This is a genomic window from Gaiella sp. (assembly GCF_057140465.1).
The window spans coordinates 16,180-39,070 of sequence record NZ_DBNHWK010000078.1 but is presented as its reverse complement, the minus strand read 5'-3'; the positions used below and the strand labels follow the sequence as shown (position 1 = coordinate 39,070).

25 protein-coding genes and 1 pseudogene are annotated in these 22,891 nt (G+C 73.7%); 13 read left to right on the top strand and 13 right to left on the bottom strand.

Features of this window, described 5'->3' with window-relative positions:
- The 7 genes from AC162C_RS11685 to AC162C_RS11655 all read left to right on the top strand — a co-directional run.
- The coding region (locus AC162C_RS11685) for an NAD(P)H-hydrate dehydratase (protein ID WP_484097698.1) at positions 1–1,353 on the top strand (1,353 nt) is incomplete at its 5' end.
- Between the two features lie 138 nt (positions 1,354–1,491).
- The gene (locus tag AC162C_RS11680) at positions 1,492–1,866 is read left to right on the top strand and encodes a hypothetical protein (RefSeq protein ID WP_484097697.1); all 375 of its coding nucleotides are present in this window, start codon (positions 1,492–1,494) and stop codon (positions 1,864–1,866) included.
- A 68-nt stretch (positions 1,867–1,934) separates the two neighbouring features.
- On the top strand, positions 1,935–3,512 hold the full coding sequence (locus tag AC162C_RS11675; RefSeq protein ID WP_484097696.1) for a signal peptidase I: 1,578 nt from the start codon (positions 1,935–1,937) through the stop codon (positions 3,510–3,512).
- Positions 3,509–3,892 carry a calcium-binding protein gene (locus tag AC162C_RS11670; protein WP_462973887.1) on the top strand — a complete coding sequence of 128 codons (384 nt, stop codon included), beginning with the start codon at positions 3,509–3,511 and terminating at the stop codon, positions 3,890–3,892. Before AC162C_RS11675 ends, AC162C_RS11670 begins: the two co-directional genes overlap by 4 nt.
- Before the next feature lie 33 nt (positions 3,893–3,925).
- A complete protein-coding gene (locus AC162C_RS11665; protein WP_484097695.1) occupies positions 3,926–4,789 on the top strand; it encodes an MBL fold metallo-hydrolase in 864 nt (287 codons plus the stop codon).
- A gap of 10 nt (positions 4,790–4,799) precedes the next feature.
- The gene (gene alr, locus AC162C_RS11660; RefSeq protein ID WP_484097694.1) at positions 4,800–5,819 is read left to right on the top strand and encodes an alanine racemase; all 1,020 of its coding nucleotides are present in this window, start codon (positions 4,800–4,802) and stop codon (positions 5,817–5,819) included.
- A complete protein-coding gene (locus tag AC162C_RS11655) occupies positions 5,812–6,492 on the top strand; it encodes a class I SAM-dependent methyltransferase (protein ID WP_484097693.1) in 681 nt (226 codons plus the stop codon). The genes alr and AC162C_RS11655 overlap by 8 nt, the downstream gene beginning before the upstream one ends.
- Positions 6,493–6,498: 6 nt before the next feature.
- Here the strand turns inward: AC162C_RS11655 and AC162C_RS11650 are convergent, their stop codons facing one another.
- From AC162C_RS11650 to AC162C_RS11640, 3 genes are read right to left on the bottom strand one after another with little or no spacing between them, the layout of a single operon-like run.
- Positions 6,499–7,296 carry an SDR family NAD(P)-dependent oxidoreductase gene (locus tag AC162C_RS11650; RefSeq protein WP_462973883.1) on the bottom strand — a complete coding sequence of 266 codons (798 nt, stop codon included), beginning with the start codon at positions 7,294–7,296 and terminating at the stop codon, positions 6,499–6,501.
- 11 nt (positions 7,297–7,307) lie between these two features.
- Positions 7,308–8,159, bottom strand: a complete 852-nt coding sequence (locus AC162C_RS11645; RefSeq protein ID WP_484097692.1) for an SDR family NAD(P)-dependent oxidoreductase — start codon at positions 8,157–8,159, stop codon at positions 7,308–7,310.
- On the bottom strand, positions 8,072–8,953 hold the full coding sequence (locus AC162C_RS11640; RefSeq protein ID WP_484097691.1) for a histone deacetylase family protein: 882 nt from the start codon (positions 8,951–8,953) through the stop codon (positions 8,072–8,074). The genes AC162C_RS11645 and AC162C_RS11640 overlap by 88 nt, the downstream gene beginning before the upstream one ends.
- A gap of 31 nt (positions 8,954–8,984) precedes the next feature.
- Between AC162C_RS11640 and AC162C_RS11635 the strand changes: the two genes are divergently transcribed.
- A complete protein-coding gene (locus AC162C_RS11635) occupies positions 8,985–9,764 on the top strand; it encodes an enoyl-ACP reductase FabI (RefSeq protein ID WP_484097690.1) in 780 nt (259 codons plus the stop codon).
- 24 nt (positions 9,765–9,788) lie between these two features.
- Here AC162C_RS11635 and AC162C_RS11630 read toward each other — a convergent pair.
- From AC162C_RS11630 to AC162C_RS11610, 5 genes and pseudogenes are all read right to left on the bottom strand, one after another.
- Positions 9,789–10,094, bottom strand: a pseudogene (locus tag AC162C_RS11630) (redoxin domain-containing protein); the annotation flags it as partial.
- Between the two features lie 15 nt (positions 10,095–10,109).
- Positions 10,110–10,250, bottom strand: a complete 141-nt coding sequence (locus AC162C_RS11625) for a hypothetical protein (RefSeq protein WP_462973879.1) — start codon at positions 10,248–10,250, stop codon at positions 10,110–10,112.
- Positions 10,250–11,458, bottom strand: a complete 1,209-nt coding sequence (locus AC162C_RS11620) for a carboxylate-amine ligase (RefSeq protein WP_484097689.1) — start codon at positions 11,456–11,458, stop codon at positions 10,250–10,252. The genes AC162C_RS11625 and AC162C_RS11620 overlap by 1 nt, the downstream gene beginning before the upstream one ends.
- Complete coding sequence (locus tag AC162C_RS11615) at positions 11,455–11,835, bottom strand: RidA family protein (RefSeq protein ID WP_484097688.1); 381 nt, start codon at positions 11,833–11,835, stop codon at positions 11,455–11,457. Before AC162C_RS11615 ends, AC162C_RS11620 begins: the two co-directional genes overlap by 4 nt.
- A gap of 30 nt (positions 11,836–11,865) precedes the next feature.
- Positions 11,866–12,249, bottom strand: a complete 384-nt coding sequence (locus tag AC162C_RS11610) for a RidA family protein (RefSeq protein WP_462973876.1) — start codon at positions 12,247–12,249, stop codon at positions 11,866–11,868.
- A 19-nt stretch (positions 12,250–12,268) separates the two neighbouring features.
- Here AC162C_RS11610 and AC162C_RS11605 point away from each other — a divergent pair, with 19 nt between their 5' ends.
- Positions 12,269–13,102, top strand: coding sequence for a serine hydrolase domain-containing protein (locus AC162C_RS11605; protein ID WP_484097687.1), 834 nt, complete (start codon positions 12,269–12,271; stop codon positions 13,100–13,102).
- 42 nt (positions 13,103–13,144) lie between these two features.
- Here the strand turns inward: AC162C_RS11605 and AC162C_RS11600 are convergent, their stop codons facing one another.
- Positions 13,145–13,531: a cyclic nucleotide-binding domain-containing protein gene (locus tag AC162C_RS11600; protein WP_484097686.1), complete on the bottom strand. Its 387-nt coding sequence runs from the start codon at positions 13,529–13,531 to the stop codon at positions 13,145–13,147.
- A 78-nt stretch (positions 13,532–13,609) separates the two neighbouring features.
- A complete protein-coding gene (gene trxA, locus AC162C_RS11595; RefSeq protein ID WP_462973873.1) occupies positions 13,610–13,924 on the bottom strand; it encodes a thioredoxin in 315 nt (104 codons plus the stop codon).
- Between the two features lie 95 nt (positions 13,925–14,019).
- Here trxA and ileS point away from each other — a divergent pair, with 95 nt between their 5' ends.
- Positions 14,020–17,070, top strand: coding sequence for an isoleucine--tRNA ligase (ileS, locus tag AC162C_RS11590; RefSeq protein WP_484097685.1), 3,051 nt, complete (start codon positions 14,020–14,022; stop codon positions 17,068–17,070).
- Positions 17,071–17,209: 139 nt separating this feature from the next.
- Here ileS and AC162C_RS11585 read toward each other — a convergent pair whose 3' ends face one another.
- The 3 genes from AC162C_RS11585 to AC162C_RS11575 are packed head-to-tail and all read right to left on the bottom strand — an operon-like array spanning position 17,210 to position 20,067.
- Positions 17,210–18,121 (bottom strand): glycosyltransferase family 2 protein, encoded by a 912-nt coding sequence (locus AC162C_RS11585; RefSeq protein WP_484097684.1) that lies wholly within the window; start codon positions 18,119–18,121, stop codon positions 17,210–17,212.
- 10 nt (positions 18,122–18,131) lie between these two features.
- A complete protein-coding gene (locus AC162C_RS11580; protein WP_484097683.1) occupies positions 18,132–19,088 on the bottom strand; it encodes a 4-hydroxy-3-methylbut-2-enyl diphosphate reductase in 957 nt (318 codons plus the stop codon).
- 28 nt (positions 19,089–19,116) lie between these two features.
- The gene (locus AC162C_RS11575; protein WP_462973869.1) at positions 19,117–20,067 is read right to left on the bottom strand and encodes an EamA family transporter; all 951 of its coding nucleotides are present in this window, start codon (positions 20,065–20,067) and stop codon (positions 19,117–19,119) included.
- A 97-nt stretch (positions 20,068–20,164) separates the two neighbouring features.
- On the opposite strand from AC162C_RS11575, the gene AC162C_RS11570 reads away from it, so the two are divergent.
- Genes AC162C_RS11570 through AC162C_RS11560 form a run of 3 tightly spaced genes read left to right on the top strand, consistent with a single transcriptional unit; the run spans position 20,165 to position 22,882 of the window.
- Complete coding sequence (locus AC162C_RS11570; protein ID WP_484097682.1) at positions 20,165–20,860, top strand: (Fe-S)-binding protein; 696 nt, start codon at positions 20,165–20,167, stop codon at positions 20,858–20,860.
- On the top strand, positions 20,857–22,278 hold the full coding sequence (locus tag AC162C_RS11565; protein WP_484097681.1) for a lactate utilization protein B: 1,422 nt from the start codon (positions 20,857–20,859) through the stop codon (positions 22,276–22,278). The genes AC162C_RS11570 and AC162C_RS11565 overlap by 4 nt, the downstream gene beginning before the upstream one ends.
- Positions 22,265–22,882, top strand: a complete 618-nt coding sequence (locus AC162C_RS11560; protein ID WP_484097680.1) for a LutC/YkgG family protein — start codon at positions 22,265–22,267, stop codon at positions 22,880–22,882. The genes AC162C_RS11565 and AC162C_RS11560 overlap by 14 nt, the downstream gene beginning before the upstream one ends.
- Positions 22,883–22,891: the final 9 nt, after the last annotated feature.

Sequence of the window (22,891 nt, the reverse complement as noted above, 5' to 3'; positions counted from 1 at the left end):
CTCGCGCCGCTGTCCCCGGCCGCGGAGATGCGCGAGGCGGAGGAGGCCTACCCGGGCTACCCGGAGACCGCCGACGAGCTGATGGAGCGGGCGGGGACGGCGGTCGCGCTCGAGACGATGCGCGCCTTCCCGCGCGCGCGGACCTTCGGCGTCGTCTGCGGCGGCGGGTCGAACGGCGGGGACGGTCGGATCGCGGCGCGGGTGCTGCGGGAGGCGGGCCACGTCGCCGAGGAGACGGACGACCCGGAGGGGTACGACGTCGTCGTCGACGCGCTCTTCGGCACCGGGTTCCGCGGCGCGCCGCGGTCCGAGGCCGCCGGGGTGATCGAGCGCATCAACGCCTGTGGGGCGCCGGTCGTCGCCGTCGACCTCCCGTCCGGCGTGAACGCGACGACCGGCGAGGTCGAGGGCGCCGCCGTCGAGGCGTCGCTGACGGTGACCTTCCACGGCCGCAAGGTCGGGCTCGTCGTCGCCCCGGGGCGCTTCCACGCGGGCCGCGTCGTCGTCGCGGAGATCGGCCTCGAGCCTCGCGAGACGCGCGCGCGCCGCGCGACCGACGCGTTGCTCCGTGCGGTTCCCCGCCGTGCCCCGCGCGACTCGAAGTACACGGCGGGAACGGTGCTCGTCGTCGGCGGGTCGCCCGGGATGACGGGTGCGGCCGTGCTGACGGCGATGGGGGCGCTGCGCGCCGACGCGGGCTACGTCACGCTGGCGGTGCCGCGCGCGTCGCTCCAGGTCGTCGAGAGCCTGGCGCTCGAGCCGGTGAAGCGCGCCTTCGACTGGGAGACCGCGGCCGACACGATCGTCGCGGACGCCGGCCGGGCGGGGGCCGTCGCGCTCGGCCCCGGCCTCGGGCGGGAGCCGGCCGCGCAGGCTCTCGTCGGCGAGCTGCTGCGGCGGCTCGACGGCCCCGTCGTCGTCGATGCCGACGCCCTGTTCGGGCTCGAGCCGTTCGCACGCGACGCGCCCACCGTGCTCACACCGCACGCCGGCGAGCTCGCGCGCCTGCTCGACGTCGACGCCGCCTGGGTGAGCGCGCACCGGCTCGAGGCGGCCGAGCGCTGCGCGGAGCGGTACGCGGCCGTCGTCCTGCTCAAGGGCGCCGACACGATCGTGCAGGCGCCGGGCGCCGGGCCGGTCGTCTGCGACCTCGGCCCACCCTCGCTCGCCACCGCCGGGAGCGGCGACGTGCTGACGGGCGTGATCGCCGCGTTCCTCGCGAAGGGTCTCGACGCGCCCGAGGCCGCGGCGGCCGCCGCCGTCGCCCACGGGATCGCGGCGGCGAGCGTGCCCGAGCAGGCGGGCCTTCTCGCCTCCGACGTCGCGGCCGCGCTCCCTGGCGCCCTTTCGTAGGCCCGGCTCGGCCCCGCGGGTCTCCCGTTTTCTCATGACATCTATGCCATGACTCTTTCGGGGGAGCGGCCGCGCGCCCCGACTCCCGACAGACACAGCAACGAACGTATGAAGACAAATTCTAGAAAGGAAGACTTCATGACCACCACGAAGCGCAGGCGCCGGGCCGTGCTGGCCCTGCTTCTCGCCATTGCGGCGGCGATCGCGGCGTACGGCTACACGGCGACGAACACCGTCGAGGGCTCGCGCGCCGGTGACGGCAGCGGGGCGATCGCCGGCTACGACGTCTCGTCGGTCAGCTACACGCTGCTCTCGTCCGATCCCACGAAGATCTCGGGCGTCTCCTTCACGCTGGACAACGCCGCGAGCGGTGCGGCGGCCCAGGTCGATTCTGGCACCGCCTGGGCGACCTGCACGATCACCAGCGGCACGAGCGCCGCGTGCACCTTCGCCAGCGGCTCCGAGCCTGACGTCGCCCCGGCGAGCAACCTCCGCGTGGTCGCAGCCAGCTAGACGTTCACCACGAGTGCGTCCGGGCGGGACGGAACCGCCCGCCCGGGCGTCCCTCCCCTCCTCGCGCCATGACCCGAAACCGCGCAATCGGAATCGTCGCAGCGGCCCTCCTCGTGGCGGTTGTCGGTGTCGGCTTCGTGTTCCTCGCCCCGCTCCAGGTCGGCGGCCGCACGGCGTACGTGATCACGGCCGGCTCGAGCATGGAGCCCACGTTCCACGCGAACGACCTCGTGCTCACACGCCAGCAGGACACGTACGAGGTGGGCGACATCGTGCTCTACCGCTCGAGCACCCTCGACCGCGACGTCCTGCACCGTATCGTCGCCCGCGACGGAGAGCGGTTCGTCCTCCAGGGCGACAACAACGGGTACCTCGACCCCGAGCACCCGACCGCGAGCCAGATCCGCGGGCAGGTGTGGTTCTTCGTGCCGGGCGCAGGCCGGGTGGTCGGATGGCTGCAGCACCCATTCGTGCTCGCGGCGATCGCCTTCTTCGTCGTCTTCGGCCTGCTCGCCGGCGGGCGCGAGGTCTCCCGCCGACGGGCACCGCGCGCGACGGGCGATCCCGAGCCGGTGCGGGTCTCCGCCGCGCGGCCCGAGACCTCGCTCGCGGTGCCGCGCACGGTGCTGGCGGGCGCGGGCGGGGCGTTCGTGCTGTTCGCGCTGCTCGCCGTCGTGGCCTTCGGCCAGCCGGCGCAGCGGACGGTCGAAGTCGCCGACGCCTGGCGGCATGCGGGCACGTTCTCGTACGAGGCCGCAGTGCCGAGGAGCGCCGTCTATCCGGAAGGGGCGGTGACGACCGGCGACACGGTGTTCACGAACCTCGTGTCGAGGCTGCGGGTCGCGTTCGACTACACGTACTCGGCCGAGGAGGCGCACGACGTGCGCGGCGGGGTTGCCCTCGACGCGGTCGTGTCGGACGGCCAGGGCTGGGCGAGATCGATCCCGCTCCGCTCCGAGCAACCGTTCGAGGGGAGCGCCGCGGCGGCCGCGGGCGTCCTCGACGTGCGCGCGATCCGCGGAGTCGTCGACCGGATGAAGGAGCTCACGGGCTCGACCACGACGGTCTTCACGGTGAGCATCGCCCCGACCGTGCAGCTCGTCGGCTATGCCGGCACGGCCCTGATCGACGAGACGTACCGCCCTGCCTTCGACTTCCAGCTCGATGCGATCTCGATGCGTCCCGCCGCAGCAGCGGACGATGCGGCACCGGCCTTCGACGTCGAGGAGAGCGGCATCGTCACGGCGCAGGCGGCGCGCACGATCGGCCTCGGCACCGCCACGCTCTCGGTCGCCCAGGCTCGGTCGCTGGCCCTGCTCGGGATCCTCGTCTCCCTTCTCGCCGCCGGCGCGTCGGCGGCGGTTCTCGTGCGACGCGGCGGCAGCGGCGAGGCCGGACGGATCCAGGCCCGCTACGGCTCGCGCATCGTCGCCGCGGAGGTCGAGATCCCGGACGGTCGCTGCATCACCGACGTCCCGACGATCGACGACCTCGCGCGAATCGCCGAGCACTACGACCGCGTGATCCTCCGGGACACGCGCTCGGGGGACGAGTACGTCGTCGACGACGGTGTCGCCGTCTCCCGGTACAGGGCGGGCGAGGCGCGGACTGTCGCCCGCTCCACGCTCCCTGTGCGCGGCACATGAGGCGCAAACCGCTCGCCCTGGCGGTGGCTGCAGCGACGCTGGCGCTCGTGTCCGCGGGAGCCGTGACGGCGACGAACACCGTTGCGTCGAGCGCAGCCGACGACCTCAGCCGCCCAGGGCCCACGGCGAACGAGGTGAAGCCCGCTGCATGCGCGGCGCTGAACCTCGACGTGATCACCGGGGCGGGCGGCGGCGGCGGATCGTCGGCGCTGGTCATCGGCACGCCCGGCAACGACCGACTGAACGGTGCCGCCGGCGACGACTGCATCGTCGGCGGCGCGGGCGACGACAACCTGAAGGGGAACGCCGGGTACGACGTCTGCCTCGGCGGACCGGGCAACGACACGTTCCACGCGAGCTGCGAGGAGCAGTACCCGTAGTTCGCCGCCGCCGCGCGTCACTACGATCGCGGCATGCTCGTGGAGATCCTCGGCTCCGGCGGTGCGACGACGACGCCGCGCCCCGCATGTCGATGCGCCGTCTGCGTCGAGGCGCGCGCGAAGGGGGTGCCGTACGCCCGCACCGGCCCGAGCGTGTTCGTGCACGGCCCCGACGTCCTGTTCGACACCCCGGAGGAGGCGAAGCTCCAGCTCGACCGTGCCGGGCTCGACGAGATCGCCGCGTGCTTCTACTCGCACTGGCACCCCGACCACACCATGGGCCGCCGCGTCTGGGAGACCCGGAACGGGGACTTCCGCGGCTGGCCTCGAGAGGCGAAGCGCCAGCGCGTGACCGACCTCTACCTGCCCGAGCAGGTCGCCGCGGACTTCCGGGAGCGGCTGGGCGGGATGGCGCACCTCGAGTTCATGCGCCACCGCGGCTGGGTCCGCATCCACGAGCTCGCCGACGGTGACGTGGTCGAGATCGGCGGCACGACGATCCGGCCGTTCCGGCTCGCCGAGGACTACGTGTACGCGTTCGAGCTCCGCGACGCGACCGGCCGCCTGCTCCTCGCGATGGACGAGCTCAACGGGTGGGCGCCGCCGGCCGACGTCACCGGGTGCGACCTGGCCGTGCTCCCGATGGGCGTCTGCGAGCACCACCCGCTCACGGGCGAGCGGCGGATCGACCCGGAGCACCCGATCCTCCGCTTCGAGGCGACGTTCGCGGAGACGATCGAGATCGTCCGCGCCCTCGAGGCGCAGCGGGTCGTGCTCTCCCACATCGAGGAGCTCGACGGCCTCTCGTACGACGACCTGCTCGTCGTCGAGGGCCGGCTTCGCGACGAGGGGCTCCCCGTCACGTTCGCCCACGACGGCATGCGCGTCGAGGTCTGAGGAGGCAGTCGTGACGCGCTCGCTCTTCACCCTCGATCTCGCCGCGATCCGGCGCAACGTGCGCACGCTCCTCGCCGCACTCGACGGCGCGGAGCTGTGGGCGGTGGTGAAGGCGGACGCGTACGGCCACGGGGCCACCGACGTCGCGCCGGCGGCGCTCGAGGCGGGCGCGACGGCGCTCTGCGTGGCGACCGTCCCGGAGGCCCTCGCCCTCCGGCCCGTCGTGCCCGCAGCGCGGCTGATCGTCCTCGGCCCGACGGCGCCCGACGAGATCGCGGGCGCGCGGGACGCCCGCCTCGAGCTCGTCGCCGCCGCCGCCGACGTCCCCGAGGGCGTGCCCGTCCACCTCAAGCTCGACACGGGCATGGGCCGCTGGGGGCTCGGAGAGCTCGCGGCCCCGGGACGCGACGTCGTCGGGCTGATGACGCACTTCTCCTCCGCCGACGTCGACCCTGCGTTCACCGCCGGGCAGCTCGAGCGGTTCCTGCGGGCGACGGCCTCCCACGCGCATCTCACCCGGCACGTCGCGAACAGCGCCGCCGCGCTCACGCTCCCGGAAGCACGTCTCGATGCGGCGCGGTGCGGGATCGCGCTCTACGGCATCGACCCGCTCGGCGTCGACCCGGCGCGCTGGCGCCTGGAGCCGGCGTTGCGGTGGGAGTCGGAGGTGGCGCTCGTCAAGCTGCTCGAGCCGGGCCAGAGCACCGGGTACGGGCGCCGGTACGTCGCCCGCGCTCCGACCTGGATCGCGATCGTCCCCGTCGGCTACGCCGACGGGCTGCGGCGGGACACGACGGGGTCGGAGGTGCTCGTCGAGGGCGCCCGACGGCGTATCGTTGGCACCGTGTCCATGGACGCCGTCGCCGTCGAGCTCCCCGGGCCGGTCGAGCCGGGCGCCCGCGTGACGCTGCTCGGGGACGGCGTCACGGCGGAGGCGCACGCGCGCGTCGCCGACACCATCCCCTACGAGATCGTGTGCGGGCTGACGACCGGCCCGCCGCGGGGCCGACGGGTCGTACGCGATGACTGACGCCGTCGAGGCACGCAAGGCGCTCCAGCGGCAGCGGGCGGCCGACCTCGAGGCGAAGGTCCGACGCCTGCTCGGCGCGCCGGACGGGGAGGGGCGCGCCCTCGACGTGGGCTGCGGTGCAGGCGCCTTCGCGTACGCCGTCGCGCCGCACGTCGCCGAGGTGATCGGCATCGACGGCGACGAGGCGCTCCTCGCCGCGGCCCGGGACGGCGCACCGCCGAACGCCACGTTCGTCCTCGGCGACGCCGCCGCGCTCCCCTTCGGCTACGGCGAGTTCGACGTCGTCGGCTGCCTCCGCCTGCTCCACCACGTGCGGCGGCCCGAGCTCGTCGTCGCGGAGCTGGCACGCGTGACCCGGCCGGGCGGCCGCATCCTGCTCGTCGACCAGCTCGGAGACATCGACCCGATGGTGTCGCTCGAGCTCGACCGGTTCGAGCGCAGCCGCGACCCGTCCCACACCCGCCTCCTGCCGGACGCCGACGTCCGCGGGTTCCTCGATGCGAACGACCTCGTCGTGCTGTCGAACGAGATCGAGCACGAGCGCCGCGACCTCGAGCAGTTCCTCGACATCGCCGGCCTCGAGGGCGACGAGCGCGAGCGCGTCCGCCGCATGGCGCCGGCGCCCGTCTACGAGATCGAGGTCGGCTGGTACGTCGCGCGCAAGCGCGGCTAGGCGCGCTCAGGCTCCCTCAGCGTCGTCCGGGTACTCGGCCGACGAGAGGACGCGTGCCGTCAGCGTCGGGAAGAGCGCCTGCGCGATCGCGCCCAGCCGGTACGGGAACCAGGGCACGACGACCTCGCGCCGGCCGCGCTCGACGGCCGACACGACGGCGCGGGCCGTCGCCTCGGGGCCGACGACGAACCGCCGGCCGAGGCGCGTGCGGAACACGACGGGGTGCGGGAAGCCCTCGGTCGTCACGAACCCGGGCAGGATCGTGTGCACGTCGATGCCGGTTCCGTGGAGCGCGGCCCGCAGCGAGCGGGAGAAGGCGACCTGGGCGTGCTTCGACGCGGAGTAGGCCCCCGCTGGGGCGAACGCGATCGTGCCGCCGATCGACCCGACGTTCACCACGTGCGCACCCCCCTCGGCCGCGGCCGCGCGGAGCGCGGGGAGGAGCGCCCTCGTCATCCACACGCCTCCCAGGTAGTTGACCCGCACCGACTGCTCGACGAGGGCGAGGTCGACGTCGACGAACGTCCCGCGGGCGAGGAACCCCGCGTTGTTGACGAGCAGGCCCACGGACGGGTGGCGCTCGACGATCCGGGCCGCGGCCGCATCGACGGCCGAGCGGTCGGACACGTCGCAGGCCTCGTGCTCCCCGCCGATCTCGCGCGCCAGCGCGTCGAGGCGGTCGGCGCGCCGGGCGAGGACGACGCAGTGCCAGCCGCGCTCCGCGAGCAGGCGCGCCGTCGCCTCGCCGATCCCCGACGAGGCGCCCGTGACGACCGCCACGCGGTGGGTCGACGTCGCGCTCACGACGCGGCAGCCTACCGCGGCCTCGCCGTGCCCACGGTGCGGCGGGCGAGGCGTGCGGCGAGCGCGGGGGCGGCGGCCTGCAACGGGCCGACGAGCCGGTAGGGGAACCAGGGGACGACGATCTCCGCGCGCCCCGTCTCGACGGCGCGGACGATCGCCCGGGCGATCCGCTCCGGGCGCACCACGAGGCGGCGCAGCACCGGGGTCGCGAGCAGCGCCTCCTGCGGGAACCCCTCCGTCTCGACGAAGCCCGGGAGGATCGTGTGCACGTGGATCCCCGTGGGGCGCAGGGAGGCGCGCAGGGTGCGCGAGAAGGCGACCTGCGCGTGCTTCGACGCGGCGTAGGCGCCCGCCTGCGCGAACGCCATCGTGCCGGCGACCGAGGCGACGTTCGCGACGTGTGCCCCCCCGTGCCCACGGGCCGCGCGCAGCGAGGGCAGCAGTGCACGCGTCAGCCGGACGCCCGAGAGAAGATTGACCTCGAGCACGCGCTCGACGAGCTCGGGCTCGACCTCGACGATCGTCCCGCGGGCCGGGATGCCGGCGTTGTTGACGAGCAGGTGCACCCGCTCGTGCCGCTCCCCGATGCGCGCCGCCGCCGCCGCGGCCGACTCCGGGTCGGCGAGGTCGCACGGCTCGACGTCGCCGCCGATCTCGTCGGCGAGCGACCGCAGCCGGTCCTCGCGGCGCGCGACGAGCACGCAGCGCCAGCCGCGCTCGGCGAGCTCACGGGCCGTCGCCTCGCCGATCCCCGACGACGCCCCGGTGACGACGGCTACGCGCTGAATACGTCCACCGTCCCCAGGTTGATCTCGACCGTGTCGTGCATGTCCTCGGCGTATCCGCCGGCGAGCGTCACGCACACGGGGACGCCGGCGGCGCGCAGCGTGTCGCGCACGAGCGCGTCGCGGGCCCGCAGCCCCGGCTTGGTGAGCGCGAGCCGCCCCAGCCGGTCGCCCTTGTACGGATCGGCCCCCGCGAGGTAGAAGGCGATCTCCGGTGTCGCCCGCGCGATCGCCTCGGGCAGCAGTCGGCGCACCCCGTCGAGGTACTCGTCGTCGCCGGTGCCGTCCGCCAGGTCGAGCTCGAGGTCGCCCGGCACGCGGCGGAACGGGTAGTTGCGGAACCCGTTGACGGACATCGTGAAGGCCGCCTCGTCGTCGGTGAGCAGGGCGTGCGTCCCGTCGCCCTGGTGGACGTCCAGGTCGATCACGAGCACGCGGCGGGCCGCTCCCTCCGCACGGAGCGTGCGGATCGCGGTGACGACGTCGTTGAAGACGCAGAAGCCGCGACCGGCGTCGGCGAACGCGTGGTGCGTCCCGCCGCCGAGGTTCATCGCGACGCCGTCGTCGAGCGCGGCGCGCGCGGCGAGGATCGTCGCGCCGGTCGCCCGGCGCGAGCGCTCGACGAGCCGGGTCGACCACGGCAGCCCGAGCGCCAGCTCCTCCCGCCGCTCGAGCAGCCCGTCGCGAACGCGGTCGAGGTACGAGCGCGCGTGCGCGCGACCGAGCTGTTCCCATGTCGCCGCCGGCGGCGTCGCGAGCGCGACGCCCGGGCGGCGCTCGGCGCCCTCGCGCACGAGGCGGTACTTGCCGAGGGGGAAGCGGTGACCCTCCGGCAGCGGGTAGGTGAAGCCGTCGTGCGCGAACGCCTGCATCCCGCGCACGGTAGCGCTATAGGATCGTCGCGTGGCCGGTCGGTTCGAGGGAAAGCAGGCGCTCGTGCTCGGGGTCGCCAACAAGCGCTCGATCGCGTGGGCGATCGCGCGGCGGCTGCACGAGGAGGGGGCGGAGCTCGCGTTCACCTTCCAGGGCGAGCGGATCGAGAAGACCGTCCGCGAGCTCGCGGACTCGGTCGGAGGCCGTCTCGTCGGGGAGTGCGACGTCCGCTCGGACGACGACCTCGACCGGGTGTTCTCCGCGACCGCCGAGGCGTTCGGCGGCGGGCTCGACTGCCTCGTCCACTCCGTGGCGTTCGCCGCCGCCGAGGACCTCGAGGGACGGTTCGTCGACACGCCGCGCGACCGCTTCTGGATGGCGGTGGACATCAGCGCCTATTCGCTCGTCGCGGCCGCCCGCCGCGCCGAGCCGCTGATGCAGGCGCGGGGCGGTGGCTCGATCGTGACGATGACCTACCTCGGCGGCGTGCGCGCCGTCCCCCACTACAACGTGATGGGCGTCGCGAAGGCGACGCTCGACGCCTCGGTCCGGTACCTCGCCTGGGACCTCGGCCATGCGAACATCCGCGTCAACGCGATCTCCGCGGGCCCCGTGCGGACGCTCGCGGCACGGTCGATCGCGGGCTTCACGACGATGGAAGAGATGTTCGAGCAGCGCGCGCCGTTGCACCGGCACATGGACGCGGACGACTGCGGCGCCGCGGCCGCCTACCTCCTGTCGGAGGACGGCCGCAACGTCACCGGCGCCACGCTCTACGTCGACGCCGGGTACCACGCGATGGGCATGTAGGTCGCGCCCCGCGACCCCGAGTGCCTAGCGGCCGGACCGGGCCGCCGCGACGATCGCATCGACGTCGGGCAGCTCTCGGCCGAGCATCCACGAGGCGCGCACGACGCCGCGCGCGATCAGGAATGCGCTGCGCTCGGCGCGCGGCATGCCGTCCCGCTCGCCGAGCACCCCGAACGCCGTCGCCGCCTCGCCCAGCCGATCCGAGAGCAGCGGAATCGACGTCACGCCGAGCGCCTCCGCCCAGGCGCGGTGCGACCAGTGGGTGTCCATCGAGATCCCGACCGGGTGGACGCCCGCCGCGTCGAGGTCGCCGCTCCTGTCCCGCAGGAGCCGGAGCTCGCTCGTTCAGGTCGGTGACCAGTCGAACGGGTAGAAGCAGAGGAGCGTGTACCCGTCCGTCGAGAGCTGGTCGCGGAGCGACGCGGGGCCCTCCGCCGGGTCGCGCCAGACGCGGGCGTCCGGCGCGGCGTCGCCCGGCCCCAGCATCAGCGGTACGGGAGGTCTTCGGCGGCCTCGGCGATCTCGCGTGCGACCTCGACGATGTCGCGGTTCGCGTTCCAGATCCGCAGCTGTCGCTCCGCGCTGTTGCCGCGGTCGAGGATCGCGCGCACCCCCTCCAGCTCGCGCTCGGAGCCGAGCTCGCGCGCGTGCGGCTCGATGTCCCGCAGCGTGCGGCGGATCAGCTGCGAGACCGGCACCCGGTTCCGCCGGCCCGTCTCGAGGTCCATGACGGGCGCCTCCAGCCCGTAGCGGGCGGCGAGCCACTTGTTCTCGCTCGTGAGGATGCGGTGGAACGACGGGATCTCCTCGCCCGCGTCGTAGCGCTCGCTGAGGAGCTTCACGATCGCCTGGCAGTAGGCGGCGATCGCGACGGCGTCCTCGACCCGCGTCACCGCGTCGCAGATCCGCACCTCGATCGTCCCGAAGCGCGGGTGCGGCCGCACGTCCCACCAGATGTGGGTGTAGTCGGCGATGCAGCCCGTCCGCTCGAGCTGGCCGACGACCTCGGCGAAGTCCTCGTAGTCCCGGAACCGCGGCGGTGGGCCGGAGCGCGGGAACGCGGCGAACACGGACTGGCGGCTCGAGGCGAGCCCGGTCGGCTCGCCGCGCCAGAACGGCGAGCTGGCGGAGAGCGCGAGCAGCGGGCCGAGCTGCGGGAGGAGGCCGCCGATCACCTTGATCGCCTTGTCCGGGTCGTCGACGGCGACGTGGACGTGCATGCCGAAGATGAGCTCGCGGCGCGCGACGTACTGCAGCTGGTCGATCAGCGCCCGGTACCGGTCCTTGGCGGTGATCCGCTGCCGCTCGAACAGGCTGAAGGGATGCGTCCCGGCCGACCCCACGCGCATGCCGCGCTCGCCGGCGATCCCCTGGACGTACGACCGGAGACGGCAGAGCTCGCGCAGCACCTCGTTCGCGGACGAGCAGACCGGCGTCGCGATCTCGAGCACCGACTGCATCAGCTCCGCGTTCACCTGGCTCTCGAGCTCGTGACCCTCCGTCGCCGCGAGCACGCTCTCGATGTGCTGCACGAGGTCGAACGTCGTGCCGTCGAGCAGCATGTACTCCTCCTCGACCCCGAGCGTGTACTGGCTGCCGGTGCCGAATCGGTGCTCGAGGACGCTGCCGGCGTACGCGCCGCCCTTGCCGGTGATCGACGACGGGATCGCCCGGCGCTCTTCGAGCTCCGTCACGGGAGCACCGCCTCGACCTCGATCTCCACCTTCCAGGCGGGGTCGAGCAGCTGGGCGACGACCGTCGTGTTCGCGGGGCGCACGTCGCCGAACACCTCGCCGTGCGCGCGGGCGACGCCCTCCCAGTGGGCCGCGTCGGCCAGGTAGACGCGGGTGCGGACGACGTGGCCGAACATGGTGCCGGCGCGCTCGAGGGCGTCGCCGACGATGCGCAGGCAGAGCGCCGCCTGCTCGTAGGGGTCGGAGGGTGGGGGCGACCCGTCGGCCGCGATCGGGGCGGTGCCGGCCACGTGGACGCGGTCGCCTGCGACGACCGCCCGCGCGTAGCCCACGACCGGCTCGTACGGGGAGTGCCCGGAGATCACCCTCCGCTGCATGGCGCTAGTATCGCCGCTCGACGGCCGAATTCACACGACGATCGCGTCCGCGACGATCTCGACCTTCCAGCGTGGGTCGACGAAGCCGCTGACGACGATGAAGGCGTTCGCCGGCCGTACCTCCGCGAAGACCTCGCCGTGGGCGCGCGCGATCTCCTCGAAATCGGCGGCGCTCGTGGCGTAGATCGTCGTGCGCACGACGTCGGCGGCCGACGCGCCCGCGTCGTCGAGGGCGGCGAGGACGATCTCGAGGCAGCGGCGTGTCTGCCCGTACGCGTCCGGCGGCGGCTCGCCGCCGTCCGGCATGATCGGCGCCGTCCCGGCGACGTGGACGTGCGGGCCGACCCGCACCGCGCGCGAGAACCCCATGATCGGCTCGTACGGGGATCCCGAGGAGACCAGCCGTCGCTCCATCGGGCTAGTATCGCGCGCCGTGCGTGCCCTGCTCCAGATCGACTCCTGGGGGGCGCCGTTCGCCGCAGCCGGCGTCACGGCCCCCGAGCGGGCGATCGCGACCCACGGCGACGTCCGCGCCGCCGTGCGACTCGCCTCCGTGACGAAGCCGGTGACGGCGCTCGCGGTGATGATCGCGGCCGAGGAGGGCGTGCTCGACCTCGACGAGCCCGCAGGGCCGCCCGGCGCGACCGTGCGGCACCTGCTGGCTCACGCCTCCGGGCTCCCGTTCGAGGGGGAGCGCCCGATCGCGCCGGTCGGGCAGCGGCGCATCTACTCGAACGAAGGCTTCCGCGTCGTCGGCGAGCATCTCGCGTACCGCGCAGACATGGCGTTCCCGACGTACGTCCGCGAGGCGATCTGCCGTCCGCTCGGGCTCGTCCTCGACCCGCGCGGCCACCCGGGGGCGGGCATGCACGCCGGGCTCGACGACGTGCTCGCGATCGGGCGCGAGCTCCTGCGTCCGACGCTCGTCGCGCCGGAGACGCTCGCGGAGATGACACGCACGAGCTTCCCGGGCCTCGGCGGGGTGCTGCCCGACTTCGGCCGCTTCGACCCGCTCGACTGGGGCCTCGGGGTCGAGCTGAAGGGCGGCAAGGAGCCGCACTGGACGGGCTCGCTGACCTCCCCCGCGACATTCGGGCACTTCGGCGGGAGCGGCACCTTCCTGTGGGTCGACCCGGCGCGGGGCGTCGCGTGCGCCGCTCTCACCACGCGCGACTTCGGGCCGTGGGCGAAGGAGGCGTGGCCGGCCCTCTCCGATGCGGTGCTCTCGGAGCTCGCCGTCGTCCGGGCCGGCCCCGGGGCCGGCTGACGCACGGCGCCGTGTCGCCCACCCGCGCGCCGCGCGGCGGGCTCAGGCAGGCGGCTCGTCGTCGGCGTAGAGCGGGCGCACGAGCTCGTCGAACACCTGGCGGTCGCAGCTCGCGACGACGCACGGAGTGACGGCGGTCACCGTGGCGGTTCGGGCGACGCCCATCGCCGGCGCGACCTCCCCGAACTCCTCGCCCGGGCGCAGCAGCCGCCGTGGGCCGCGCTCCGCCTGCGTGACCGCGGCGACGCCGGAGAGCAGGACGTAGAAGCGGTCGTCGGCGTCGCCCTCGTGGATCACGACGCTCCCCGCCGCCACCTCCTGGCGCTGCATCCGCTCCGCGAGGCGCGCGAGTTGCTCGCCCGGGAGCTCGGCGAGCAGCCCGGACCGCTGCAGCTCGGTCACGGAGGCGGGGACGAAGCGCGGGCTCATGCCCCGTACGCTACTCCCCACACGAACGTCCGGGCCGACCACGAGGCCGGCCCGGACGCGGAGTGAGATGGGGGTGGCTCAGGCGAGGCCGAGCTGGCGCTCGATCGCGCCCTTCGGCTGCGCGCCGATCACGGCGGCCGCCGGTGCGCCCTCGCGGAAGAGGATCATCGTCGGGATGGAAGCGATGCCGTAGCGCTGCGCCAGGCCCTGCTCCTCGTCGATGTTGACCTTCACGACCTTCACCTCTCCGTCACGCTCCTCGGCGATGCGCTCGAGCACCGGCGAGACGGCGTGACACGGACCGCACCACTCGGCCCAGAAGTCGACGATCACGGGCGTGTCGCTCGCGATCACCTCGTCTTCGAAGGTGGCTTCGGTCACTGCAGCTGCCATGGCGTCCTTTCGTCCTGTTGGTGGTTCGTCGTCGGTATCTCTCCCAACGACGGGCGAGCCGTATGTGTTCCCGGCGCGTCCCTAGAATCGACGGCATGTTCGCACCGCTGCCGGACAAGCCGGATCACGACGCCCTCGAGCGCGAGATCCTCGACGTCTGGGAGCGCGAGGGCACGTTCGCGCAGCTCCGCGCCCTGAACGCGGACGGGCCGACGTTCAGCTTCGTCGACGGCCCCGTGACCGCGAACAAGACGCTGGGCGTGCACACGGCGTGGGGGCGCACGCTGAAGGACGTGTTCCAGCGCTACAAGGCGCTGCGCGGCTTCCACCAGCGGTACCAGAACGGGTTCGACTGCCAGGGCCTGTGGATCGAGGTCGGCGTCGAGCGGGAGCTCGGGCTCAACTCGAAGCGCGAGATCGAGGAGTACGGGCTGGCGGAGTTCGCCCGCCGGTGCCGCGACGTCGTCGTCCGCTCCTCCGCGGAGCTGACGAAGGGCTCGATCCGGCTCGGGCAGTGGATGGACTGGGGCAGCGACTACTTCACGTTCTCCGACACCAACATCGAGTACATCTGGCGCTTCCTCCAGATCGTCCACGAGCGCGGCTGGCTGTACCTCGGCCATCGCTCCACGGAGTGGTGCCCGCGCTGCGGCACGTCGATCTCGGCCCACGAGCTGCACGGCCACTACGAGGACCGCCTCGACCCGTCGCTGCGCGTCCGCTTCCCGCTGCTCGACCGCCCCGGCGAGGCCGTCGTCGTGTGGACGACGACGCCGTGGACGCTGCCGGCGAACGTCGCCGCCGCCGTCCAGCCGGAGGCGGAGTACGGCCGCACCGACGGCGGCGACTGGCTCGCGGTCGAGCTGCACCCCGACGAGGTGTTCGCCGAGCGCCTGCGCGGGGCCGACCTCGTCGGCTGGCGCTACGTCGGGCCCTTCGACACGCTGCCGCCGGGCGCGGCGGTCGAGCACCGCGTGATCCCGTGGGACGAGGTCGCGCTCGACACCGGCACCGGCATCGTGCACATCGCACCCGGGTGCGGGGCCGAGGACTTCGAGCTCTCCCGCGAGCACGGGCTCGCAGTGCTGCAGCCGGTCGACGAGGCCGGGCGCTTCACCGGCGACTACGGCTGGCTCCACGGGCTGTCCACGGTCGAGGCGACCGACCAGATCGTCGGCAACCTCGAGGAGCGCGGGCTGCTGGTCGAGGCGACCACGTACGAGCACAGCTACCCGTTCTGCTGGCGCTGCCACACGCCGCTCATCTTCCGGCTCGCCGACGACTGGTTCATCGCGGTCGAGGAGCTCCGCCCGCGGCTGCTCGCCGCGAACGCCGAGGTCGAGTGGACGCCCGCGTACATGGGGAAGCGCATGGACGACTGGCTGCGCAACCTCGGCGACTGGAACATCTCGCGGCGCCGCTACTACGGGTTGCCGCTGCCGATCTACCCGTGCGAGTGCGGGCACGTGAACGTCCTCGGCTCGCGGCGCGAGCTCGAGGAGCGGGCCGTCTCGGGCCTCGAGCAGCTCGAGGAGCTGCGGCGACCGTGGATCGACGAGGTGCCGATCCGCTGTGCCGCGTGCGACCGTGCGGTGCGGCGGATCCCGGAGGTCGGCGACGTCTGGCTCGACGCGGGCATCGTCCCGTTCTCGACGCTCGGCTGGCAGAACGAGACGTGGGTCGAGCAGGGGTACGCCACCGGGGCCGCCCGCGGCCTGACCACCGCCGACCTGCCCGACCACGCCTACTGGGAGCGATGGTTCCCCGCCGACTGGGTGTCGGAGATGCGCGAGCAGATCCGGCTGTGGTTCTACTCGCAGCTCTTCATGTCGGTCGCGCTCGTCGGGCGCGCGCCGTACAGGCAGGTGCTCGGCTACGAGAAGATGCTCGACGAGCACGGCCGCGAGATGCACGGCTCGTGGGGGAACCTGATCGTCGCCGAGGACGCGTTCGCGCGCATGGGCGCGGACGTGATGCGGTGGCAGTACTGCGCGCAGCCGCCGGACCGCAACCTGCTGTTCGGCTTCGGGCCGGCCCAGGAGATCAAGCGGAGGCTGCTCACGCTCTGGAACTCGACCCGCTTCCTCGTCGACTACGCGAACGTCGAGGGCTGGGAGCCGACGTGGAGCGACCTCGACGCCGGCCCGCGAGGCGATCTCGAGCCGCTCGACCGCTGGCTCGTCGAGCGGACGCGCCTGCTCGTCCGTGACGCGACGGCGGCGTACGAGCGCTGGCTCACCGTCGACGTGATCGGGGCGTTCGAGGCGTTCGTCGAGGACGTCTCGAACTGGTACATCCGCCGCTCGCGGCGGCGCTTCTGGGACGGGGACGCCGCCGCCCTGCGGACGCTGTGGCACGCGCTCGCGACGGGGCTGCGGGTCGTCTCGCCGGTGATGCCGTTCCTCTCCGACCACCTGTGGCGCGTGCTCACGGGGCCGTGCGCGGACGCGCCCTCGTCGGTGTTCCTCGCCGGCTGGCCGGAGCCGCCCGCGCCCGACGACGACGTCCTCGGCGAGGTCGCGGACGTGCGCCGCGTCGTCGAGCTCGCGCGGCAGGCGCGTCAGACGTCGGGCCTCAAGCTGCGTCAGCCGCTGCGCACGCTCGTCGTCGAGGGGGCGCCGCGCGCCGGGGGGCACGCCGCCGAGATCGCGGACGAGCTGCGCGTGAAGGAGGTCAGGTTCGAGCCCGTCGAGGCCGAGCTCCGCGTCAAGCCGAACCTGCCCGTGCTCGGCCCACGGCTCGGCTCGGAGCTCGGTGCCGTGCGCTCGGCGCTCCAGGCGGGTGCGTTCGAGGAGCTCGGCGGCGGCTCCTTCCGCGTGGCCGGGCACGATCTCGGCCCGGACGACGTGCTCGTCGAGCGGAGCGGCAAGGACGGCTGGGCGGTCGCGGCCGACGCCGGCGTGACGGTCGCCCTCGACCTCCACGTCGACGACGAGCTCGCGCGCGAGGCCCGGGTGTACGAGCTGATCCACCGCGTGAACACGATGCGCAAGGAGGCCGGGCTCGAGCTCACCGACCGCATCCGGCTGACGATCCCGGCGGGCGACGCCGACCTGCTCGAGCACGCCGACTGGATCAAGGCGGAGACGCTCGCGATCGAGCTCCTCGCCGACGGCGGCGACACTCCCGTGATCGTTCGGGTTTGACGCGTTCCTTGCGGGGCAGCTCCGCGCTGCCGCGAGGTCGTCCGCCGACGCAGAGAGCGCTCCCGAGCCCGCGACCTTCCGGGAGACTGGAGGGAGCGCCGTCCCGTTGATCGGCCTCTGCGGGCTCTTGCCCGGGGGCCTAGCGCTCGTCGGCCGCTGTCGAGGTGACCGCAGCGACCGCGCCGACCGGAAGCGCCGCGAGCCCGACGAGTTGGTGGAGGACGTGCAGTGGGAGGCCGAGAACCACACCCCGTGGCCCGAGTCGGACGAACAGCCGCCGGTACAGATCGGGGTTGAGCCCGACGGTGGCGGCGAGCGCGGCCGTGACGAGGGCGGGTCGACGGGATGCGGCCCCGACGGCAACGGCAACTGCCGCGACCGCGCTCGCACGCTCGCGGAGGCCGAGGTTCAGCGTCGCCGGGACGTCGCGGCGCTCGACCATGAGTTGAACCCAGGGAACACCGCGATGCGCGAAGTCGGTGCGCACCATCGAGCTCAGCGTCCACTCCTTGAGGTGTGTCCCCTGCAGCTCCGGGTCGAGGAGGATCTGTCCGTGTGCGGCGAGTCGCCCGCCGAGCTCGATGTCCTCGATCGACGGTCTCGGGTATCGGCGGGCGTCGAAACCGCCGGCGGCCTCGAAGGCGTCGACGCGTACCGCGCCGAGCCCGGCCCAGAACGATGCGACCTCGCCGGCGGAGCGCTGGTGCACGGTGTGGTGGAGCAGGTTGCGAAACGCTGCGACGGTGCCCGTCGTCTGGACGTGGTCGTCGTAGGAGCCGAAGACGGCGACCAGCGTCGGATCCGCGGCCAGATGCGCCCGGATGCGGGTGAACGCGTCGCGGTGGACGACGACGTCCGAGTCGACGAACGCCAGCACGTCCGAGGTCGCCGCCGCTGCCCCCCTGTTTCGCGCAAGCGCCGGTCCGGCACCGGCGGGCTCGTCGACGACGATCACTTCCTCCGGCGGATCGTCGGCGCCACTGATCGCCTCGAGACAGCGGGCGAGCGTCGGTGGACGATCCGTCGCTGGGACGATCGCGGCCAGACGCACGGCAGTCCCCTCAGGGGCGGGCTTCGGCGAGCGCGAGCTCGCGGCGAAGCTCCACCGGCAACCGGAAGGTGACGTCCTCGCTGGCCATCTGAAACGGCTCGATGCGCTCCACGCCGCGCTGGCGGAACCACTCGCAGACCCCGACGACGAGGCGCTCCGGGGCCGATGCGCCGGAGGTGACCCCGACGGTGCGCATGCCCTCGAACCAGCCCGCGTCGATCTCGCTCTCGTCGTCGATCAGGTGTGCTGCGACGCCGTGTGCGTGCGCGACGTCGACCAGTCGGTTCGAGTTCGACGAGTTGCGCGACCCGATCACGAGCAGCATGTCGATCTCGGACAGCATCTCCTTGACCGCCCACTGCCGGTTGGAGGTCGCGTAGCAGATGTCCTCCTTCCGCGGCCCGACGATCTCCGGGAAGCGGCGGCGCAGCACGCCGATGATCTCGACCGTCTCGTCGACGGACAGCGTCGTCTGCGTGATGTACGCCGCTCTCGCGGCTTCCGGAAGCTCGAGCGCCTCGGCCTCGGCGACGTCCTGCACGAGCACGGTCGACTCGGGTGCCTCGCCCATCGTGCCCACGACCTCCTCGTGGCCGGCATGGCCGATGAGGACGACCGTGTACCCGGCGGCGGCGAACCGACGGGCCTGAACGTGGACCTTCGTCACGAGCGGACAGGTCGCGTCGAGCACCTTGTGCTGCAGCCGGGCCGAGTTCGCGTGCACCGACGGCGCGACGCCGTGGGCGGAGTAGACGATCGTCGACCCCTCCGGCACCTCGGTCTCCTCCTCGACGAAGATCGCGCCGCGGGCCTCGAGGTCGCGCACGACGTGGATGTTGTGGATGATCTGCTTCCGGACGTACACCGGGGCGCCGTAGAGGTCGAGCGCCTGCTCGACCGTCTCGACGGCGCGCTCGACGCCGGCGCAGAAGCCGCGCGGCGAGGCGAGGAGGATGCGCTCGACCATCCCGCACAGGGTACTCAGCGCACGTGGTTCACCGCGCGGCCTCTGCGAGGAGGATGCCCACCAGCACGACGGCGCCGCCGACGATCTGCACCGCGGCGAGCGTCTCCCCGAGCCACACCCACGCGACGACCGACGCGGCGACCGGCTCGAGCGTGGCCACGATCGTGACCGTGGTCGCCGGCAGGTGCCGGAGCGCCCCGATCGCGAGGACGAACGGGGCGATCGTGCCGAGCACCACCGTCCACAGGGCGAGCGTCCAGACCGGCGGGCTCAGAGCGAGCGCACCGGGGAGCTCGACGGTCTCCGTGAGCGATGCGAACGGGAAGCTCCACCACGGCTGCACGACCGCCCAGAAGCCCGCGGCGGCGCCCATCGCGAGCCCGACGACCGAGATCGGGTCGCGCCGGACGACGAGCCGCTCGCCGGCGAGGTAGAAGATCGCGAGGGCGACCGCCGCGCCGAGCCCCGCCGCCACCCCGACCTCGTCGAGCGTGAGGCCGGACCAGACCTCGGCGACGAGCGCGAGCCCGACGAGCACGAGCACGAGGGCCGCCCACACCCGATCGCTGACCCGCTCGCGCCAGACGAACCGCGCCCACAGCGCGACGAGCACCGGCGCCGTGAACTCGAGCAGCAGCCCGATCCCGATCGGCAGCCGGTAGATCGCGACGAAGTAGAGCCACTGCACGAAGGCGAAGCCGACGATCCCGTAGGCGATCAGCGACCGCGCCTCCCGCCGGTCGACGCGGAGGCGGCGCGGGGCGAGCAGCGCGATGCCGGCCAGCAACCCGAGGAAGGCGCCGGTGGAGCGAACCTCCGTCCAGCGGAGGGTTCCCATCCCGCTCGCGTCGAGCGCGAGCTTCGACACCGAGCCGTTGATCGCGAACAGCAGGGCGGACGCCGTGACCATCGCGTAGCCGAGCCCGGCACGCCGGTCGCGCCGTTCGGCACCGGGGACGGGGAGGGGGGCATCGGCCACGGCGCGCGGATCCTACGCGGCGACCTGTCGCGGCGCGTGACCACGCCGTCGCGCCGGGCGATAGGCTCGGATCATCGAGGATCGATTCTCCGGGCCGATGCGCGTCGCTCTCTTCGTCACCTGCCTCACGGACACCCTGGCACCGCAGGTGGGCCGGGCGACGGTCGCGGTGCTCGAGCGCCTCGGCGTCGACGTGACGTTCCCGCGCGAGCAGACCTGCTGCGGCCAGCTGCACTTCAACGCGGGCCACGCGGAGGAGGCGGCGGCGCTGGCCCGGCGCTACGGCGAGGTGTTCGCGGACGCGGACGCCGTCGTCACGCCGTCCGGGTCGTGCGCCGGCCACGTCCGCGCGCACGTGCCCGAGCTGGCGCCGGCCGCCGCCGAGGTGGCGGCGCGGACGTTCGAGCTCTCGCAGTACCTCGTCGACCGCCTCGGCGTGGTCGACGTCGGCTCCGGGTACTCCGGACGCCTCACCTACCACCCGACGTGTCACTCGCTGCGGCTGCTCCGGGTCGGCGACGCGCCCGAGCGGCTCCTGCGCGCCGTGCCGGGCGTCGCGCTCGCGGAGCTCCCGCAGGCCACTGAGTGCTGCGGGTTCGGCGGGATGTTCTCGGTGAAGAACGCCGCGGTGTCCGGGGCGATGCTCGCCGACAAGATCGCGAGCATCGAGGCGACGGGCGCCGAGGCCGTGTGCGCGTGCGACGCGTCGTGCCTGCTCCACATCGGCGGCGGGCTCGAACGGCGCCGTTCGCCGGTGCGTGCGGTCCACCTCGCGGAGGTGCTCGCAGGGTGAGCGCGCTGGCGCCGAGAGGTGCGCGCCCGACGGCGTTCCCGCAGGCCGCGGCCGTCGCGCTCGAGGACGCGCAGACGCGCGCCAACGTGCGGCTCGCCCAGGACACGATCCGTGCCCGACGCGCCGCCGCCGCCGGCGAGCTTGAGGACTGGGAGGTGCTGCGCGACGCGGGCGCGGCGGTCCGTGATCGCGCCCTGGCGCAGCTCGACACGCTGCTGCTCCGGCTCGAGGAGCGCGTGACCGCGGCCGGCGGTTCCGTGCACTGGGCGCGCGACGGTGCGGAGGCCTGCGCGATCGTCGTCCGCCTCGCCGCCGAGGCGGGCGCGTCGGAGGTGCTCAAGGTGAAGTCGCTCACCACCGACGAGATCGGCCTCAACGACGCGCTCGAGGCTGCGGGGATGCACCCGCTCGAGACGGATCTCGCGGAGCTCGTCTGCCAGCTCGCGGGCGAACGCCCTTCCCACCTCCTCGTCCCCGCGATCCACAAGAACCGGCGCGAGATCCGCGACCTGTTCCGTGAGCAGCTCGGGCTCCCCGGGCTGTCGGACGACCCGCAGGAGCTCGCCGAGGCCGCGCGCCTGCACCTCAGGGCCGCGTTCCTGCGCGCACGGGTCGCCGTCTCCGGGGCCAACGTCGCCGTCGCCGAGACCGGAACGGTCTGCGTCGTCGAGTCGGAGGGCAACGGGCGGATGTGCACGACGCTCGCGGAGACGCTGATCACGGTGATGGGGATCGAGAAGGTCGTCGCCGAATGGCGGGATCTCGAGGTGCTGCTCCAGCTCCTCCCGCGCTCGGCGACCGGCGAGCGCATGAACCCCTACACGTCGCTCTGGACCGGGGTGCGGAGCGGCGACGGCCCGCGCGCGTTCCACCTCGTGCTCCTCGACGGCGGGCGCACGCACGCGCTCGCCGACCCCGAGGGGCGGGAGGCGCTGCGCTGCATCCGCTGCTCCGCGTGCGTCAACGTGTGCCCGGTGTACCGCCAGACCGGGGGGCACGCGTACCACACCGTCTACGCCGGCCCGATCGGCGCGATCCTCGAGCCGCAGCTCGCCGGCCCACGGGGTCAGCCCGGGTCGCTGCCGTTCGCGTCGTCGCTCTGCGGCGCCTGCGCCGACGTCTGCCCCGTCCGGATCGACATCCCGCGGCTGCTCGTCCACGAGCGCCGCCGCGTCGTCGAGGCGGAGCGACGCAGTGTGGAGGGCACGGCGCTGCGGCTGCTCGGCCGGGTCTTCTCCTCGCGGGAGCGCTACGAGCGCGCCCAGCGCCTCGCCCGGAGGCTGCAGCGTCCGGTCGTCCGGCACGGCCGCGTCCGCTGGTTCGTGGGGCCGCTCGCCGGCTGGGGCTCGTCGAGAGAGCTCCCGGCGGTGCCGCCGCAGACCTTCCGCGAGTGGTGGGAGAGCCGTGGACGCCCGTGAGGAGGTCCTCCGTCGCATCCGCGCCGGGACGGGCAGCGCCGTCGCGGCCGAGGTCTCGCGAACGTACCGTGTCACCGGCTCGGCGAGTGCGGCCGAGCGCGAGCGCCGCTTCGTCGAGCGGGTCGAGGACTACGGGGCGACGGTGCTCGAGACCGAGCGCCCGGCGGAGGCGGTCCGCGACGCGCTCGCGGCGCACGCGGCACGGCGGGTGGGGGTCGCCGCCGATCTCGACGGGGCGCTGCTCCCCGAGGGCATCGAGGCGGTCGTCGACGACGGCCTCACGCCGCTCGAGCTGGACGCCCTCGACGCCGCGGTCACGACGTGCGCCGCCGCCTGCGCCGAGACCGGCACGATCGCGCTCGACGGGGGCCCGGGCCAGGGGCGGCGTGCGCTGACGCTGGTTCCCGATCTCCACGTCTGCGTCGTCCGTCGCGCGGACGTCGTCGAGACGGTGCCCGAGCTGCTGGACCGGCTCGGCCCGGGTGCGGCCGAGGGCCGCGCGATCGTGCTCGTGTCCGGGCCGTCCGCGACGTCGGACATCGAGCTGACGCGGGTCGAGGGCGTCCACGGCCCCCGCCGCCTCGTCGTCGTCCTCGTCCCCTGAATCGGCGGG